This window comes from Streptomyces sp. SCSIO 30461, assembly GCF_037023745.1.
In the GTDB taxonomy this organism is placed as follows: domain Bacteria; phylum Actinomycetota; class Actinomycetes; order Streptomycetales; family Streptomycetaceae; genus Streptomyces.
In genome coordinates this window covers 7673090-7689110 of the sequence record NZ_CP146101.1, presented here as the reverse complement: position 1 = coordinate 7689110, position 16021 = coordinate 7673090, and the positions used below count along the sequence as shown (strand labels likewise).

Sequence of the window (16021 nt, the reverse complement as noted above, 5' to 3'; positions counted from 1 at the left end):
GGACGGTGCCGTCGTGAAGCCCCTCAGCGGACTCAGGAACGCTCCGCCGAGTCGTCCGGGCCACCAGGAGCCCCGTCGGCCGGGGCGCCCCTGAGAAGGACCGTCAGAAGTCGTACGGCGGCTCGCTTGTGCAGCGGCTCGTTGCCGTTGCCGCACTTGGGGGACTGGATGCACGACGGGCAGCCGGCCTCGCACTCGCACGCGGCGATGGCTTCACGGGTCGCGGCCAGCCACTCACGGGCGGTGTGGAAGGCCCGCTCGGCGAAGCCCGCGCCGCCCGGGTGGCCGTCGTAGACGAAGACCGTGGGCAGCAGGGTGTCGGGATGCAACGGGACGGAGACCCCGCCGATGTCCCAGCGATCGCATGTGGCGAAGAGCGGGAGCAGGCCGATGGAGGCATGCTCGGCGGCGTGCAGTGCGCCGCCCAGCTGCTCGGGGTTCACCCGTGCGGCCTCCAACTGGTCCTCGGTGACCGTCCACCACACGGCTCTTGTACGCAGGGTGCGCGGGGGCAGATCGAGCTTGGTCTCGCCCAGTACCTCACCGGTGATCAGCTTGCGGCGGAGGAAGGAGACGACCTGGTTGGTGACTTCGACGGAGCCGTAGCACAACCGCCCGGGACCCCACGGGACCTCGGTGTCCGTATCCAGGATGGAGATGGAGGTGGTGTCACGAGCGGTGGTGGAGTAGGGCGGGGCGGCCTCTTCGACGAGGGCGGCCGAGTCGTCCAGGTCCAGGCGCTTCACCAGGTACGTACGGCCCTGATGGAGGTGGACGGCTCCCTCGTGGACGGCCGTGTGCGAGGCGGACTCGTCCACTGTTCCGAGCAGCCGGCCGGTCGTGGCCTCGACGATCTGCACCGGGCGCCCGCCCTCACCCCGGATGTCCGTGAGGTCGGCGGCACGCTCGCGCCGGGTCCAGTACCAGCCGGAGGCGCGCCTGCGCAGCAGCCCCGAGCCCTCCATCTGTGGGAGCAGCCCGGCTGCGGCGGGGCCGAACAGGGCGAGATCGTCCTCCGTCAGTGGAAGCTCCGCGGCGGCTGCGCACAGGTGCGGGGCGAGGACATACGGGTTGTCGGGGTCGAGGACGGTCGTCTCGACCGGCTGCCGGAAGAGCGCTTCCGGGTGGTGGACGAGGAAGGTGTCGAGCGGGTCGTCGCGGGCGACCAGCACGGCGAGGGCGCCCTGCCCCGCGCGGCCCGCCCGCCCCGCCTGTTGCCAGAGCGAGGCCCGGGTGCCCGGATAACCGGCGATCACGACCGCGTCGAGCCCTGACACGTCTACGCCGAGTTCCAGGGCCGTGGTCGCCGCGAGGCCGAGCAGCTCACCCGAGTGCAGTGCGCGCTCCAGGGCACGGCGCTCCTCCGGCAGGTAGCCGCCGCGGTAGGCGGCGACCCTCCGGGCGAGGGAGCGGTCCACCTCGGCCAGGCGCTCCTGGGCGATGACGGAGATCAGTTCGGCTCCGCGCCGGGAGCGTACGAACGCGACCGTGCGTACGCCTTGGACCGTCAGATCGGTGAGCAGGTCGGCGGTCTCAGCGGTGGCCGTGCGGCGGACCGGGGCGCCCTTCTCTCCGCGCAGCTCGGTGAGCGGAGGCTCCCAGAGAGCGAAGACGAGCTCACCGCGCGGTGAGGCGTCGTCGGACACCTCGGTGACGGGCACACCGGTCAGGCGGCGGGCGGCGGCGGCCGGTTCCGCCGCGGTGGCGGAGGCGAGGAGGAACACCGGGTCCGAGCCGTATCTGGCGCATATCCGCCGCAGCCGCCGTAGCACCTGGGCCACATGGGAGCCGAAGACGCCCCGGTAGGTGTGGCACTCGTCGATGACCACATAGCGCAGCGAGCGCAGGAAGGAGGACCAGCGGGGATGCGAGGGAAGCATCCCGCGATGGAGCATGTCCGGGTTGGTGAGCACGTAGTTCGCGTACTGGCGGACCCATTCGCGCTCTTCGACGGGTGTGTCCCCGTCGTACACGGCCGGTCGCACCCGGTTGCCGAGCGGGGCGGCCAGTTCTCGCACCGCCCGCCGCTGGTCGGCGGCCAGGGCTTTGGTCGGGGCGAGGTAGAGGGCCGTGGTGCCGCGCCCGTTGGGGGCCTCGGAGCCGTCGAGCAGGGTGCTGAGCACCGGGGCGAGATAGGCCAGTGACTTGCCGGACGCGGTACCGGTGGCGATCACCACCGACTCGCCGTCCAGTGCGTGTTCGGCGGCGGTAGCCTGATGGACCCAGGGATGTTCGATGCCGGCCTGCTCGATGGCGGAGATCACTTCCGTACGGATGCGATGGGGCCAGACCGCATGACGGCCCGGCCTGGGGGGCAAGTGCTCCGTATGAGTGATGCGCGCAGCCCGGCCGGCCCCCGTGGTGAGCCGGTCGAGGACCGTGCCGGGGGAGGGGCGGCGGGTCTCCCCGCTCTCGGCGGGTCGTCTGGGACGGTGATTCTTGGCCATCGGCACCGAGTGTGTCACCGGCGTGACGGACAATGGTCCCAAGGCGTCGTGCATGGCTGCTGGTAAGTGATTGAATGCCATCGCGGCTGGCGATACGCCCCCTGGCTCCGTCGGGGAGACCCGAGGGCGACCGCTCGATAGCAAGGTGCTGGAGGATCCGTGGACCTGTCCCTGTCGACTCGCAATGTGTCCGGCCCTGGTGGCGACCGTACGGTCGTCGAGGTCGGTGGCGAGATTGATGTGTATACCGCGCCCAAGCTGCGCGAGCAGTTGGTCGAGTTGGTGAACGACGGCAGCTACCACCTGGTTGTCGACATGGAGGGTGTGGACTTCCTCGACTCGACCGGCCTCGGCGTTCTGGTGGGCGGTCTCAAGCGTGTGCGTGCGCACGAAGGCTCGCTGCGCCTGGTCTGCAACCAGGAGCGCATTCTCAAGATCTTCCGGATCACCGGTCTGACCAAGGTGTTCCCCATCCACACGACGGTCGACGAGGCCGTCGCCGCGACCGACTGAGTCGTCCGGAAGACACGGAGACCTCCGGGCCACCCCAAGGCCCGGAGGCTTCCGGGGAGCTTCGGCGACCCTCCGGGAGGTTTTGAGCCGCCCGGGAAGCCGCTGGGGCTCCGGAAGCTTCCGGAGGATCCCTGGGAATGCCGGGATCCCGGATGCGGGCCCTGAGCCCGGGCACGAGTGCCCGGCCCGTGACAGGCGCGCCCGGAAGCAAGCTCGCCCGCTCGTACGCCCAAGGGGGACCGCATGGCCACCGTCGAACTGCGCTTCAGCGCTCAGCCCGAGCATGTCAGGACGGCCCGTCTGGTCGCCGCTGCCGTGGCGCGCCGGGCCGGGGTCGACGAGACCGTGCTGGACGAGGTCAGGCTCGCCGTCGGCGAGGCGTGCAGCCGTGCCGTGGGACTCCACCGCGTCAACGGCCTGACCGCCCCCGTTCGGGTGCTGCTGACCGAGGAGGAGAAGACCTTCTCGATCGAGGTCGCCGACGAGGTGCCCGTCGCCGGTGCGGATGGCGCGGAAGCCGGGACCGCGTCTGGTGCCGCTTCCGCTCCGGGAGTCGACGAGGCGTCGGACGGCGGCGGCGAGGACCAGATGGGGCTTGCGGTGATCAGCGGGCTCGTCGACGACGTCGAGGTGTCGTCCGGCGCCGACGGCGGTGTCATCAGGATGAGCTGGCCGATCAATCCGGCCAAGGTCACTTCGTAACCCTCGGCCTACACCCCCGTACCCCCTGACCCAGTGGCCTCGTAGGCCCCGTCGTGCATATGCCGCTGCATATGACCATTCATCTGACCGGCCCTGCTGAGCAGGGTCTTTTCCATTTGTATAGATCATTGATCAAGCGTCAATGCTTTTGCACCGTTACTGCTTTCGGTGGGTATCTGGGAGTGCGATCTTTTTGCTGAGGAGCAAGTAAAGGTCAATTCCGTTCACCGCGCCCTGTTTTGATCAGGTTCCGCTCCCTACAATCCGTCCACATCTTGAGCTCTGAACGTCAAGGAGGACGAATGGCGGGGCTCTTCAACCCACACCTGACCGAACACCCCACTTCACTCGCAGCCGCGGTACTCACCGATGAAAATCGGATGATCGTTATCGTGATCGCGGTTGTTGCATTGGCGGCGCTGATCGTCGCCCAGTTGCTGGTGCGCCAAGTGCTGGCGGCCGGTGAAGGCACCGATTCCATGAAGAAGATCGCGGCAGCCGTCCAGGAAGGCGCGAATGCCTACCTGGCGAGGCAGTTGCGCACACTCGGGATCTTCGCCGTCATCGTGTTCTTCCTGTTGATGATGTTGCCGGCCGACAACTGGACCCAGCGGGGCGGCCGTTCTGTGTTCTTCCTGGTGGGTGCCGTGTTCTCGGCAGCCACCGGCTACATCGGCATGCGTCTTGCCGTGCGCAGCAATGTCCGCGTCGCGGCAGCCGCGCGTGAAGCCACCCCGGCTGCGGGCGAACCCGAAAAGGATCTGACGGCAGTCGCGCACAAAGCCATGAAGATCGCTTTCCGCACCGGCGGTGTGGTCGGGATGTTCACGGTGGGCCTCGGCCTGCTCGGTGCCTCCTGCGTGGTGCTCGTCTATGCGGCCGACGCACCGAAGGTGCTGGAGGGATTCGGCCTCGGCGCCGCGCTCATCGCCATGTTCATGCGTGTCGGCGGTGGCATCTTCACCAAAGCGGCCGACGTCGGCGCCGACCTCGTCGGCAAGGTCGAGCAGGGCATCCCCGAGGACGACCCGCGCAACGCCGCCACCATCGCCGACAACGTCGGTGACAACGTGGGCGACTGCGCGGGCATGGCGGCCGACCTGTTCGAGTCGTACGCCGTCACGCTGGTCGCCGCGCTCATCCTCGGCAAAGCCGCCTTCGGCGATCTGGGTCTGGCCTTCCCGCTGATCGTCCCGGCGATCGGCGTGGTCACCGCGATGATCGGCATCTTCGCGGTCGCCCCGCGGCGCGCCGACCGCAGCGGGATGACCGCCATCAACCGCGGCTTCTTCATCTCCGCGGTGATCTCGCTGGCCCTGGTGGCCGTCGCGGTGTTCGCGTACCTGCCCTCCTCGTACGCGGACCTGGACGGAGTCACCGAGGCCGCGATCCTCGCCCACGACGGCGACCCGCGCATCCTCGCCCTGGTGGCCGTGGCGATCGGTATCGTGCTCGCCGCCCTGATCCAGCAGCTGACCGGGTACTTCACCGAGACCAGCCGCCGCCCGGTGCGCGACATCGGCAAGTCCTCGCTCACCGGACCGGCCACCGTCGTACTCGCCGGTATCTCCATCGGGCTGGAATCGGCTGTCTACACCGCGCTGTTGATCGGTCTCGGGGTGTACGGGGCGTTCCTGCTCGGCGGCACATCGATCATGCTGGCCCTGTTCGCGGTGGCCCTCGCCGGCACCGGACTGCTGACCACCGTGGGCGTCATCGTGGCCATGGACACCTTCGGCCCGGTCTCCGACAACGCCCAGGGCATCGCCGAGATGTCGGGCGATGTCGAGGGCGCGGGCGCGCAGGTGCTCACCGACCTCGACGCGGTGGGCAACACCACCAAGGCGATCACCAAGGGCATCGCCATCGCGACCGCTGTACTCGCCGCCGCCGCGCTCTTCGGTTCGTACCGGGACGCGATCGCCACAGCCGTCGCCGATGTCGGCGCCAAGGCAGGAGAGATGGGGCTGAGCCTGGACATCTCCCAGCCCAACAACCTGGTGGGACTCATCCTCGGTGCCGCCGTCGTCTTCCTGTTCTCCGGCCTGGCGATCAACGCGGTCTCCCGGTCGGCCGGTGCGGTGGTCTTCGAGGTGCGACGGCAGTTCCGCGAGCATCCCGGGATCATGGACTACAGCGAGAAGCCGGAGTACGGACGCGTCGTCGACATCTGCACCAAGGACGCGCTGCGTGAGCTCGCCACCCCGGGTCTGCTCGCGGTGATGGCACCGATCGCGGTCGGCTTCACCCTCGGCGTCGGTGCGCTGGGTGCCTATCTCGCGGGTGCCATCGGCACCGGCACCCTCATGGCGGTCTTCCTCGCCAACTCCGGTGGTGCCTGGGACAACGCCAAGAAGCTCGTGGAGGACGGCCACCACGGTGGCAAGGGCAGCGAGGCACATGCCGCCACCGTCATCGGTGACACGGTGGGCGACCCGTTCAAGGACACCGCGGGCCCCGCGATCAACCCGCTGCTCAAGGTGATGAACCTGGTGGCGCTGCTGATCGCCCCGGCCGTCGTGCAGTTCACCTATGGTGACGACGCCAACGCGACCGTGCGCGCGGTGATCGCCTCGCTCGCGCTGCTCGTGATCCTGGGCGCCGTGTATGTGTCCAAGCGGCGCACTGTGGCCGTGGGCGACGACGGAAACGCTGCCGAGCGTTCGACGAAGTCACCTGACCCGGCGGTCGTTTCGTAGCAGGGCTCCGCGCTCTGTGTGAGTCACCGGTTCAAGCCACGGGCGGGCGGCACGCATTGGCGTGTCGTCCGCCCGTTCCCGTTTCGCTGTCCAGAAGGGCGGGGCGGTGCTTCGGCGAAGCGATCCGACGAGTCAGGTCTCACGACGAGACACAGGCCTGAGGCGGACGTGACGAGGGCCTCGAATCTCTTGGTTCAAATGGCTGCAAAGGGTTGTATATCGGATGGCTGTCATGCGGTTGGCCTCCTCTTGCCGTGTATGTTCCGGGGCCGAGAGCCTTGGAAGGGACCGATCCGGTGAAGGTGAACAAGAAGCTCGCGGCGTCCGTGTCAGGCGGTGCGGTACTCGTGCTCGCGCTGTCCGGCTGCAGCGGCGAGGACAACGCGGCCAAGGTGAACGCCTGGGCCAAGTCGGTCTGCGGCAAAGCGCAGCCGCAGATCCAGAAGAGGGCTGACGCCCAGCAGGTGATCCTCTCGACCCCCGCCGACGGCAAGCCGGCCGACATCCAGGCCGCCGATTCGAAGGCCTTCCAGGACATCGCCGACGCCAACACCGCCCTGGCGGCGGCGGTGGAGTCGGCCGGTACGCCTCCGGTCGAGAACGGCGCGACCCTGCAGCAGGACGCGATCAAGGAGCTCAAGGCGACGGCCGCCGCGTATGTGAAGCTCAAGAAGCAGGTCGACGCGCTGGACCTCAAGGATCAGCAGGCGTTCGGGGATGGCCTCCAGGACATCGCCGACGGGCTTTCCGAGATCGAGAAGATGGACCAGGGCGCGCTGTCCAAGCTCCAGTCGGGTGAGCTGGGCAAGGCGATGGTCAGTCAGCCCGGTTGCCAGAAGGCCAAGCCGTCGGTGAGCGCGAATCCCGGCTCGGACGCGTCGGCTCCCGCGAGCGCCGCCTCGCAGCCGGCTGCCGAGCCCCCGGCCGAGCCGTCGAACGCGAGCGGCCCGTCGAAGTCCGCCGGGAAGCCTTCCGGCGAATAGCGGGCTCTCGCCCCGGTCCGGCCGTCGGGCGCCCCCGGCCGCCGGACCGTGCATCCGTTCCGAGCCCGGCGCCCGGCCGCCGGGCTCTGAATCCGTTCCGCGCCCTGGTCGGCACCTCGGCCGTGCGGCGGTACACCTGCCTGCCTCACGGGTGAGAATGGGCGGGTGAGTACGACCAGTTTCCCCGCGAGCCTCCCTCTGCCCGATCGGTCCGCCCGGCTGCGTGAGGCCATGCTCGCCGCCGACTTCACGGCCGACGGCCTGCTCGACCTGCTCGGCGCGCCGGCCTACGCCGCGCTCGCCCGCAGTGAGACCGTCCCTGCGGTGCGCGCCACCCGCGGCGACTCCCCGCTTGAGACGTTCGTCCGGCTGTTCCTCCTCCAGCGCACCGTTCCCAGCGGCCGGGCGCGCGCCGCGCTGCCCCTGGACGAAGCCGTCGCCGACGGCTGGCTGGTCGAGGAGGGCGACGGGGTGCGGGCCACGGTCGACGTCCGTCCGTACGGTGGGCCCGACGGCCAGGACTGGTTCATCGTCTCCGATCTCGGCTGCGCGGTCGGTGGCGCCGGGGGTGCGAGCGGCAGCGGCAGGGCGGTGGTGCTCGGTGTCGGCGGAGCTTCCACCACGCTGGCCGGCATCACCGTCCGCACACCGGTCCCCAGCGCGCTGGACGTGGGTACCGGCTCCGGGATCCAGGCCCTGCACGCGTCCCAGCACGCGACCCGCGTCACGGCAACCGACCTCAACCCGCGGGCGCTGGCCTTCACCCGTCTCACGCTCGCCCTGTCCGGGGCGCCCGAGGCCGACCTGCGCGAGGGCTCGCTCTTCGAACCGGTCGCGTCGCAGACGTATGACCTGATCGTCTCCAATCCCCCCTTCGTCATCTCTCCCGGCGCCCGGCTCACCTACCGGGACGGTGGCATGGGTGGGGATGATCTGTGCCGCTCGCTCGTGCAGCAGGCGGGAGACCGGCTGAACGAAGGCGGGTTCGCGCAGTTCCTCGCCAACTGGCAGCACGTGGAAGGGGAGGACTGGCAGGAGCGGGTGCGCTCCTGGGTCCCGCGCGGCTGCGACGCCTGGATCGTGCAGCGCGAGGTGCAGGACGTGACGCAGTACGCCGAGCTGTGGCTCAGGGACGGCGGTGACCACCGGACGCCCCCCGAGGAGTACGCGGCGCGGTACGACGCCTGGCTGGACGAGTTCGATGCGCGCGGCACCAAGGCGGTGGGCTTCGGCTGGATCACGCTGCGCAAATCCGGTTCGGACCGCCCGTCGGTCGTCGTGGAGGAATGGCCGCACCCTGTGGAGCAGCCGCTCGGCGAGGCGGTACGGGCCCACTTCGCGCGGCAGGACTATCTGCGGGCACGCGACGACGCGGGGCTGCTCGCCGACGCCTTCATGCTCGCTCCCGAGGTGACGCAGGAGCAGGTGGGGCCGCCCGGCGCGGAGGACCCCGAGCACGTGGTGCTGCGGCAGAACCGCGGCATGCGCCGTGCCACCAGGGTCGACCATGTCGGCGCTGGTTTCGCCGGGGTCTGCGACGGGACGCTCAGCGCCGGGCGGATCCTGGACGCCATCGCCCAGCTCCTGGGCGAGGATCCGGTGCTGTTGCGGGACCGTACGCCTGGGGCCATCAGGCTGCTGGTGGAGGAGGGGTTCCTCGATCCGGTGCGGGCCGCTTCGTAGGTTCCGGCTCCCCCGCGTGTCCGTGCCGCCACGCCCGGCACGTGGTTCCGCCCGTTGGCTGCGGGGTCGGGCATGGCGTGGGCGTGGTGCCAGCGTCGTGTCGGGGCGATTTTGGCCATGGCTCGGGTGGCAGACCGAAATGTTATCGGAAATGCGTTCGATCCGCGTCGTCGGGTGAGAGGCCCTCCCGGTTCCGGATGCGGGCGGGGTGCGGCCGGGTGTGGTTCCCGCGACAGTGACCAGTGCCACGCCGGGCCCGTGACCACGGCCTCTGGCGCCGCCCGGGTGAACACACGGCGCGTCCACAGGAACCGGGCCGTCGCCCGCCTCCCGCACCTCTCCGGACCTGCCGGTCCCGGCTGCCGGACAGCCGTGCCGCCCGCTGTGCGGGGCGGGGGCGGCGGGGATCCGGTGCGCCGCGTTCCGCTTCCCTTCGGCCTCCGGTTGACATCCGGCGTGGCGTTCCGGGCGGCAGGAATGGGCGGAGTCGGGTTACCGTTCGAGTGGCCGTTGCGGGCTTTTGCCGTTTGACACGGGGGCGGGTTGTACCGTCACACTCCGCAGCGACAGCAGTGACAGTGCGGCCTGTACGCCGTACGCCACACGAGTACGTGCGCAGCGAGCGTCGACCGGAGAGAAGAGCGAAGTTGTCCCCGACCAGCGAGACCGCACAGGGCGGCCGTCGACTCGTCATCGTCGAGTCGCCTGCCAAGGCGAAGACGATCAAGGGCTACCTCGGCCCCGGCTATGTCGTCGAGGCAAGCGTCGGGCACATCCGCGACCTCCCGAACGGGGCCGCCGAAGTCCCTGACAAGTACACGGGCGAGGTACGCCGCCTCGGCGTGGATGTCGAGCATGACTTCCAGCCCATCTATGTCGTCAACGCCGACAAGAAGGCGCAGGTCAGGAAGCTCAAGGAGCAGCTCGCCGAATCCGACGAGCTCTACCTCGCCACCGATGAGGACCGCGAGGGCGAGGCGATCGCCTGGCATCTGCTCGAAGTGCTCAAGCCCAAGGTCCCCGTCCACCGGATGGTCTTCCACGAGATCACCAAGGACGCCATCCGTGAGGCTGTGGCCAACCCGCGCGAGCTCAACAAGCGCATGGTCGACGCCCAGGAGACCCGCCGCATCCTCGACCGCCTCTACGGCTACGAGGTCTCCCCGGTCCTGTGGAAGAAGGTCATGCCGCGCCTGTCGGCGGGCCGGGTCCAGTCCGTGGCCACCCGCCTCGTCGTCGAGCGCGAGCGCGAGCGCATCGCCTTCCGCTCCGCCGAGTACTGGGACCTGACCGGCACCTTCGCCACCGGCCGTACCGGCGATGCCTCCGACCCGGCCGCCTTCACGGCGCGGCTCACCACGGTCGACGGCAGGCGCGTCGCCCAGGGGCGCGACTTCGGTCCGGACGGGCGGCTCAAGTCCGACCAGGTGCTCCACCTCGACGAGGCGAACGCGCGCGCCCTCAGGGCCGCGCTGGAGAACGCCGCGTTCTCGGTGCGGTCGGTCGAGTCGAAGCCGTACCGCCGCTCGCCGTACGCGCCGTTCCGCACCACCACCCTCCAGCAGGAGGCGTCGCGGAAGCTCGGCTTCGGGGCGAAGGCCACGATGCAGATCGCGCAGAAGCTGTACGAGAACGGCTTCATCACCTATATGCGTACGGACTCGACCACGCTCTCGGACACCGCCGTCGCCGCGGCCCGGGCACAGGTCACCCAGCTCTACGGCGCCGACTACCTGCCCGAGAAGCCGCGGACCTACGCCGGCAAGGTCAAGAACGCGCAGGAGGCGCACGAGGCGATCCGCCCCTCGGGCGACCGCTTCCGCACCCCCGCTGAGACCGGTCTCACAGGCGACCAGTTCCGCCTCTACGAGCTGATCTGGAAGCGGACCGTCGCCTCCCAGATGAAGGACGCGGTCGGTAACTCCGTCACCGTCAGGATCGGCGGCACCGGGGCCGACGGGCGGGTCGCGGAGTTCTCGGCGTCCGGTAAGACGATCACCTTCCACGGCTTCATGAAGGCGTACGTCGAAGGCGCGGACGACCCGAATGCGGAGCTGGACGACCGCGAGCGCCGCCTTCCGCAGGTCGCGGAGGGCGACCGGCTCACCGCCGAGGAGATCACGGTGGACGGACATGCCACCAAGCCCCCGGCCCGCTACACCGAGGCCACCCTCGTCAAGGAGCTCGAAGAGCGCGAGATCGGCCGGCCGTCGACCTACGCGTCGATCATCGGCACGATCCTCGACCGCGGTTATGTCTTCAAGAAGGGCACGGCACTGGTGCCGTCCTTCCTGAGCTTCGCCGTGGTCAACCTGCTGGAGAAGCACTTCGGACGGCTGGTCGACTACGACTTCACCGCCAAGATGGAGGATGACCTCGACCGCATCGCCCGCGGTGAGGCCCAGGCCGTGCCGTGGCTGAAGCGTTTCTACTTCGGCGAGGGCACTGTCACCGGCGGCTCCGCGGGCGGCGCAGCCGAAGCCGGCAACGGCGACGGCGACCACCTCGGCGGCCTCAAGGAGCTCGTCACCGACCTCGGTGCCATCGACGCACGTGAGATCTCCTCCTTCCCGGTGGGCAACAGCATCGTGCTCCGGGTGGGCCGTTACGGCCCGTATGTGGAGCGCGGCGAGAAGGACGCCGAGGGCCACCAGCGTGCCGATGTCCCCGCCGACCTCGCACCGGACGAGCTGACCGTCGAGCTCGCCGAAGAACTGCTCGCCAAGCCGAGCGGCGACTTCGAGCTGGGCAAGGACCCCCAGACCGGGCATGAGATCGTCGCCAAAGACGGGCGCTACGGGCCGTATGTCACCGAGGTGCTGCCCGAGGGCACGCCGAAGACGGGGAAGAACGCGGTGAAGCCGCGTACGGCGTCCCTCTTCAAGTCGATGTCCCTCGACACGGTCACCCTGGAGGACGCGCTGCGGCTGATGTCGCTGCCGCGCGTCGTCGGCGCGGACGCCGAGGGCGTCGAGATCACGGCCCAGAACGGGCGCTACGGGCCGTATCTGAAGAAGGGCACGGACTCGCGTTCGCTGGAGACCGAGGACCAGCTCTTCGACATCACGCTGGAAGAGGCGCTGGCGATCTACTCCCAGCCGAAGCAGCGGGGGAGGGCGGCGGCCAAGCCGCCGCTGAAGGAGCTCGGCACCGATCCGGTGAGTGAGCGCCCGGTCGTGGTGAAGGACGGGCGCTTCGGGCCGTATGTCACCGACGGCGAGACCAACGCGACCCTGCGGACCGCCGACAGCGTTGAGACCATCACTCCTGAGCGTGGTTTCGAACTGTTGGCTGAGAAGAGGGCGAAGGGGCCGGCGAAGAAGGCCGCCAAGAAGGCGCCCGCCAAGAAGGCGGCGGCGAAGAAGACCGCGGCGAAGAAGACGACGACAGCCAAGAAGACCGCGGCGAAGAAGACGACGACGGCTGCGGCGGCCAAGAAGACCACGGCGAAGAAGGCCACAGTCAAGAAGACTGCGGCGAAGTCGGCGACGGCGCCCGCCGCGGACGAGTAGCACCGGGCGCACACGCGACCGGACGCGCCACAGCCGGACCGGACTCGCCGCGGGGTCACCTCATCGACCAGCGATTGAGGTGGCCCCTCGGCGTGCGTCGCGCATACCCGCCTCCGTCCGCGCGCCCACCGTCCACGCTCTCCATTCGCCCTCCGCGCGTTTGTTCGGACGTGGCCATCGGTGAGTCGGCCGCTCCGGATAGGCTGGGCGGATGACGCGAGCCGAGCAGCAGGCGGCCCAGAACGCCGCCACCGACCCAGGAGCAGCAACGGCAGACGACCAGCGGGCACCCGGTATGGATGCCCTTGCCGCGGATTCACGAGAACGCGCCGTCCGATCACTGCTGCGGGTCCCCGCCATGCGGCGGCTGTGGGGCGCGCAGCTCATCGGCGGCATCGGCGACGCGCTCGCGCTGCTGGTGCTGATCCTGCTGGCGCTTCAGGCCGCGGTCACTGCGGGGGCCTTCGGCGGTGGCTACCGCGGCGCGGCATTCGCGGTCGCGGCCGTGTTCGGTGCCCGTGTGCTGGCCACGCTCCTGTTCGGTGCCGTGCTGCTGGGGCCGCTCACCGCGCTCACCGCACCCAGCGGCCCCTTGGACCGCCGCTGGACGATGATCGGTGCCGACGGGGTGCGTACCGCCCTGCTGGTGATCGCCCCGCTGTGGATCGACTGGACCGCGGACTCCGCCCTCGCCTACGTACTCGCCACGGTCTTCGTCATCGGCGTCGCCGAGCGCTTCTGGACCGTCGCGCGGGAGAGCGCGGCACCCGCCCTGCTGCCCGCGCCGCCCCTGGAAGGCGCGGCCGTACGTCCCCTTCCGGACCATCAGGAAGCACTGCGCCGGCTCTCTCTGCGCACCTCCTTCGTGGTGATCCCCGCTGGTGCCGCGGTACTGCTGGTCGCCACCCTGGTCGGCAATCTGCTGGGCTCCGGGATCGCGTGGTTCTCGCTGCACCAGGCCGCACTGGGCTCGTATGTCGCCGCTGGCCTGTTCGCCGCCTGCATGTCCGTGCTGTACGCCGTCGAGCTGCCCGACACATCGACCCCGCGCCCCCGTTCCCCGCTGGAGGGACTGCGCCGCCCGTCCACCGGCGGCGCGCGCGACAAGGGCCGTACGGGTGCCGTGCCGCTGCTCGTCCTGGCCTGCGCCGCGGTCGCCGGTGCCATCGCGTCCGCCGCGGCGGTCGCCGCACTGCACGCCCGTGACCTCGGCGGCGGTCCCGTCGCCTTCGCCCTGCTCGTCCTCGCCCTGACCGGGGGCACCGGGCTGGGGATCAGGCGAGCCCAGAGCGTGCTCCCCGCACTGTCGCGCCGTCGGCTCCTCGCGCTGGCGATCGCCGTCACCGGTCTCGCCCTGCTGGCGCTCGGCCTCGTGCCGGACACCGCGACCTCGCTGCTCATCGCCGTAGTGGCGGGCTTCGCGGCCGGAGTCGCCGCGCACATCGGGCACGCCCTGATCGACCTGGAGACCGAACAGCACCGCCAGGCCCGGATCACCGAGCACCTCCAGGCAGTCGTCCGCGTCGCGATCGGCCTGGCCGCGGTCGCCGCCCCGCTGCTCGCGGCGGCGATCGGCCCGCACCGCCTCGCCAACGGCGACTTCGTCTTCGCCCACGGCGGCGCCGCCTTCACGCTGATGCTGGTGGGCGCGTTGCTGCTGCCGGTGGCGGCGATCGTGCTCGCCAAGACGGATGACCGATCCGGTGTACCGCTGCGGCGCGATCTGGCGGACGCCGTACGCCGTGGCGCCGACCCGGCACAGGCACCCGCCGAGACGGGCTTCTTCATCGCCATGGAAGGCGGTGACGGTGCGGGCAAGTCCACTCAGGTGGATGCCCTCGCCGACTGGATCCGGGCCAAGGGCCATGAGGTCGTCGTCACCCGCGAACCGGGTGCCACACCCATCGGCAAGCGCCTGCGTTCGATCCTGCTCGATGTGTCGTCGGCCGGTCTCTCGCACCGAGCGGAAGCCCTGCTGTACGCGGCGGACCGCGCCGAACACGTCGACACGGTGGTCCGCCCGGCGCTGGAACGTGGTGCGATCGTCATCTCGGACCGCTACATCGACTCGTCCGTCGCCTACCAGGGCGCGGGCCGTGACCTCTCGCCGACGGAGATCGCCCGTATCTCCCGCTGGGCAACAGACGGCCTCGTCCCTCATCTGACCGTGCTGCTCGACGTGTCCCCGGAGACCGCACGCGAGCGCTTCACCGAGGCGCCGGACCGGCTGGAGTCGGAGCCGGCCGAGTTCCACCAGCGGGTTCGCGCCGGGTTCCTCACCCTGGCCGCCGCCGACCCGGGCCGCTATCTGGTCGTGGACGCCGGTCAGGAGCCGGAGGCCGTGACCACGGTGGTACGGCACCGGCTCGACCGGATGCTGCCGCTCTCCGAGGCCGAGGTGCGGGCCAAGGAGGAGGCGCGCAAGGCCGCCGAGGAGGAGGCCCGCCGCAAGGCCGAGGAGGAAGCGGCTCGCAAGGCCGAGGAGGAGCGCCTCGCGCGTGAGCGGGAGGAGCAGCTGGCCAGGCTGCGGGCGGAGGAAGAGGAGCGCAAGCGCCGCGAACTGGAGGAAGCTCGCCAGCGCGAAGCCGAGCGTCAGGCGGAGGAAGCGCGTCAGCGCGCCGAGGAGGCTCGTCTTCTGGCCGAGGAGGAGCGCCGCCGGCGGGAGGCCGAGGAGAAGGCCCAGCGCGAGGAAGAAGAGCGCAGGCGCCGGCAGGCCGAGGAAGAGGCCCGACTGCGTGCGGAGGCGGACGAGCGCCGCCGGGAGCGGCAACGCAAGGCGGAGGAGGCTCTGCTGCGAGCCGAGGACGCTCGCAGGGCGGCTGAGGCGGCATCCGCCGCCGCGGCGGCAGCGGCGGTCCAGGCAGCTCAGCAGCAGCCCGCGGCCGGCGACATGGCGCAGACGGTGGAGACGTCCCGCCCGCGCATCGACATGACGAAGCCCGACACGGCGGAGACGGACCGTGCGACGGAGCCGGACCGTGCGACGGAGACGGACCGCGCGACGGAGGCGGACGCGAAGACCACCGTCCTGCCCCGAGTCCCTGACGCCGCGCAGTCGGATGCCGAGACCACTGTCCTGCCCCAGGTCCCTGACGCCGCACCGGACCGGGCGGCCGACGAGACGGCAGTGCTGCCTCCGGTACGGGACAGGGATTTGGCGGACCGGGTGCCGCGTGGCATCTTCCGGGACGAGCCGCCGGCCGGTGGCGAGGACCGGACGCGCGAGCTGCCGCAGGTCGACGAGCAGGGGCGGCCACGGCCACGCTCGGACTGGGCGGAGGAGACTCCGCTCGATGACCTGCCGACGCTGGCGGACGAGCTGCTGGGCCCGCGTGGCGACGACGGCGACACCGAGGGCGGTGGCCGCTCCCGCCGCAGGCGGTAGCGGCTGCTCCCGCCTGCTGCGGGAGTTGTCCACAGGCCTGCGTGGCTGTCCGACCCACGCCCCACAATGGGAACCCAAGCAAGCACGGGAAGCGCCC

The 16021-nt window shown here is 70.4% G+C and carries 8 protein-coding genes; 7 read left to right on the top strand and 1 reads right to left on the bottom strand.

The window, feature by feature from the left end; all coding sequences use genetic code 11:
• Positions 1-32: 32 nt before the first annotated feature.
• Complete coding sequence (locus V1460_RS34535) at positions 33-2528, bottom strand: DEAD/DEAH box helicase (RefSeq protein WP_338677523.1); 2496 nt, start codon at positions 2526-2528, stop codon at positions 33-35.
• A gap of 78 nt (positions 2529-2606) precedes the next feature.
• On the opposite strand from V1460_RS34535, the gene V1460_RS34530 reads away from it, so the two are divergent.
• The 7 genes from V1460_RS34530 to tmk all read left to right on the top strand — a co-directional run bounded on the left by V1460_RS34530 (position 2607) and on the right by tmk (position 15924).
• Positions 2607-2960 (top strand): STAS domain-containing protein, encoded by a 354-nt coding sequence (locus V1460_RS34530; RefSeq protein WP_003967428.1) that lies wholly within the window; start codon positions 2607-2609, stop codon positions 2958-2960.
• 243 nt (positions 2961-3203) lie between these two features.
• Positions 3204-3662 carry an ATP-binding protein gene (locus V1460_RS34525; RefSeq protein ID WP_338677522.1) on the top strand — a complete coding sequence of 153 codons (459 nt, stop codon included), beginning with the start codon at positions 3204-3206 and terminating at the stop codon, positions 3660-3662.
• A gap of 302 nt (positions 3663-3964) precedes the next feature.
• Positions 3965-6361 (top strand): sodium-translocating pyrophosphatase, encoded by a 2397-nt coding sequence (locus tag V1460_RS34520; protein ID WP_338677521.1) that lies wholly within the window; start codon positions 3965-3967, stop codon positions 6359-6361.
• Between the two features lie 302 nt (positions 6362-6663).
• On the top strand, positions 6664-7344 hold the full coding sequence (locus V1460_RS34515; protein ID WP_338678343.1) for a small secreted protein: 681 nt from the start codon (positions 6664-6666) through the stop codon (positions 7342-7344).
• Positions 7345-7509: 165 nt separating this feature from the next.
• On the top strand, positions 7510-9027 hold the full coding sequence (locus tag V1460_RS34510) for a class I SAM-dependent methyltransferase (protein WP_338677519.1): 1518 nt from the start codon (positions 7510-7512) through the stop codon (positions 9025-9027).
• A gap of 647 nt (positions 9028-9674) precedes the next feature.
• Positions 9675-12539: a type I DNA topoisomerase gene (gene topA, locus V1460_RS34505; RefSeq protein WP_338677517.1), complete on the top strand. Its 2865-nt coding sequence runs from the start codon at positions 9675-9677 to the stop codon at positions 12537-12539.
• Positions 12540-12750: 211 nt separating this feature from the next.
• On the top strand, positions 12751-15924 hold the full coding sequence (gene tmk, locus V1460_RS34500; protein WP_338677516.1) for a dTMP kinase: 3174 nt from the start codon (positions 12751-12753) through the stop codon (positions 15922-15924).
• The last annotated feature ends 97 nt before the right edge of the window (positions 15925-16021 follow it).

Coding starts and splice junctions, on each gene's coding strand:
- V1460_RS34535 (WP_338677523.1), bottom strand. CDS start 2,528: ATGGCATTCAATCACTTACCAGCAGCCATGCACGACGCCTTGGGACCA.
- V1460_RS34525 (WP_338677522.1), top strand. CDS start 3,204: ATGGCCACCGTCGAACTGCGCTTCAGCGCTCAGCCCGAGCATGTCAGG.
- V1460_RS34520 (WP_338677521.1), top strand. CDS start 3,965: ATGGCGGGGCTCTTCAACCCACACCTGACCGAACACCCCACTTCACTC.
- tmk (WP_338677516.1), top strand. CDS start 12,751: ATGACGCGAGCCGAGCAGCAGGCGGCCCAGAACGCCGCCACCGACCCA.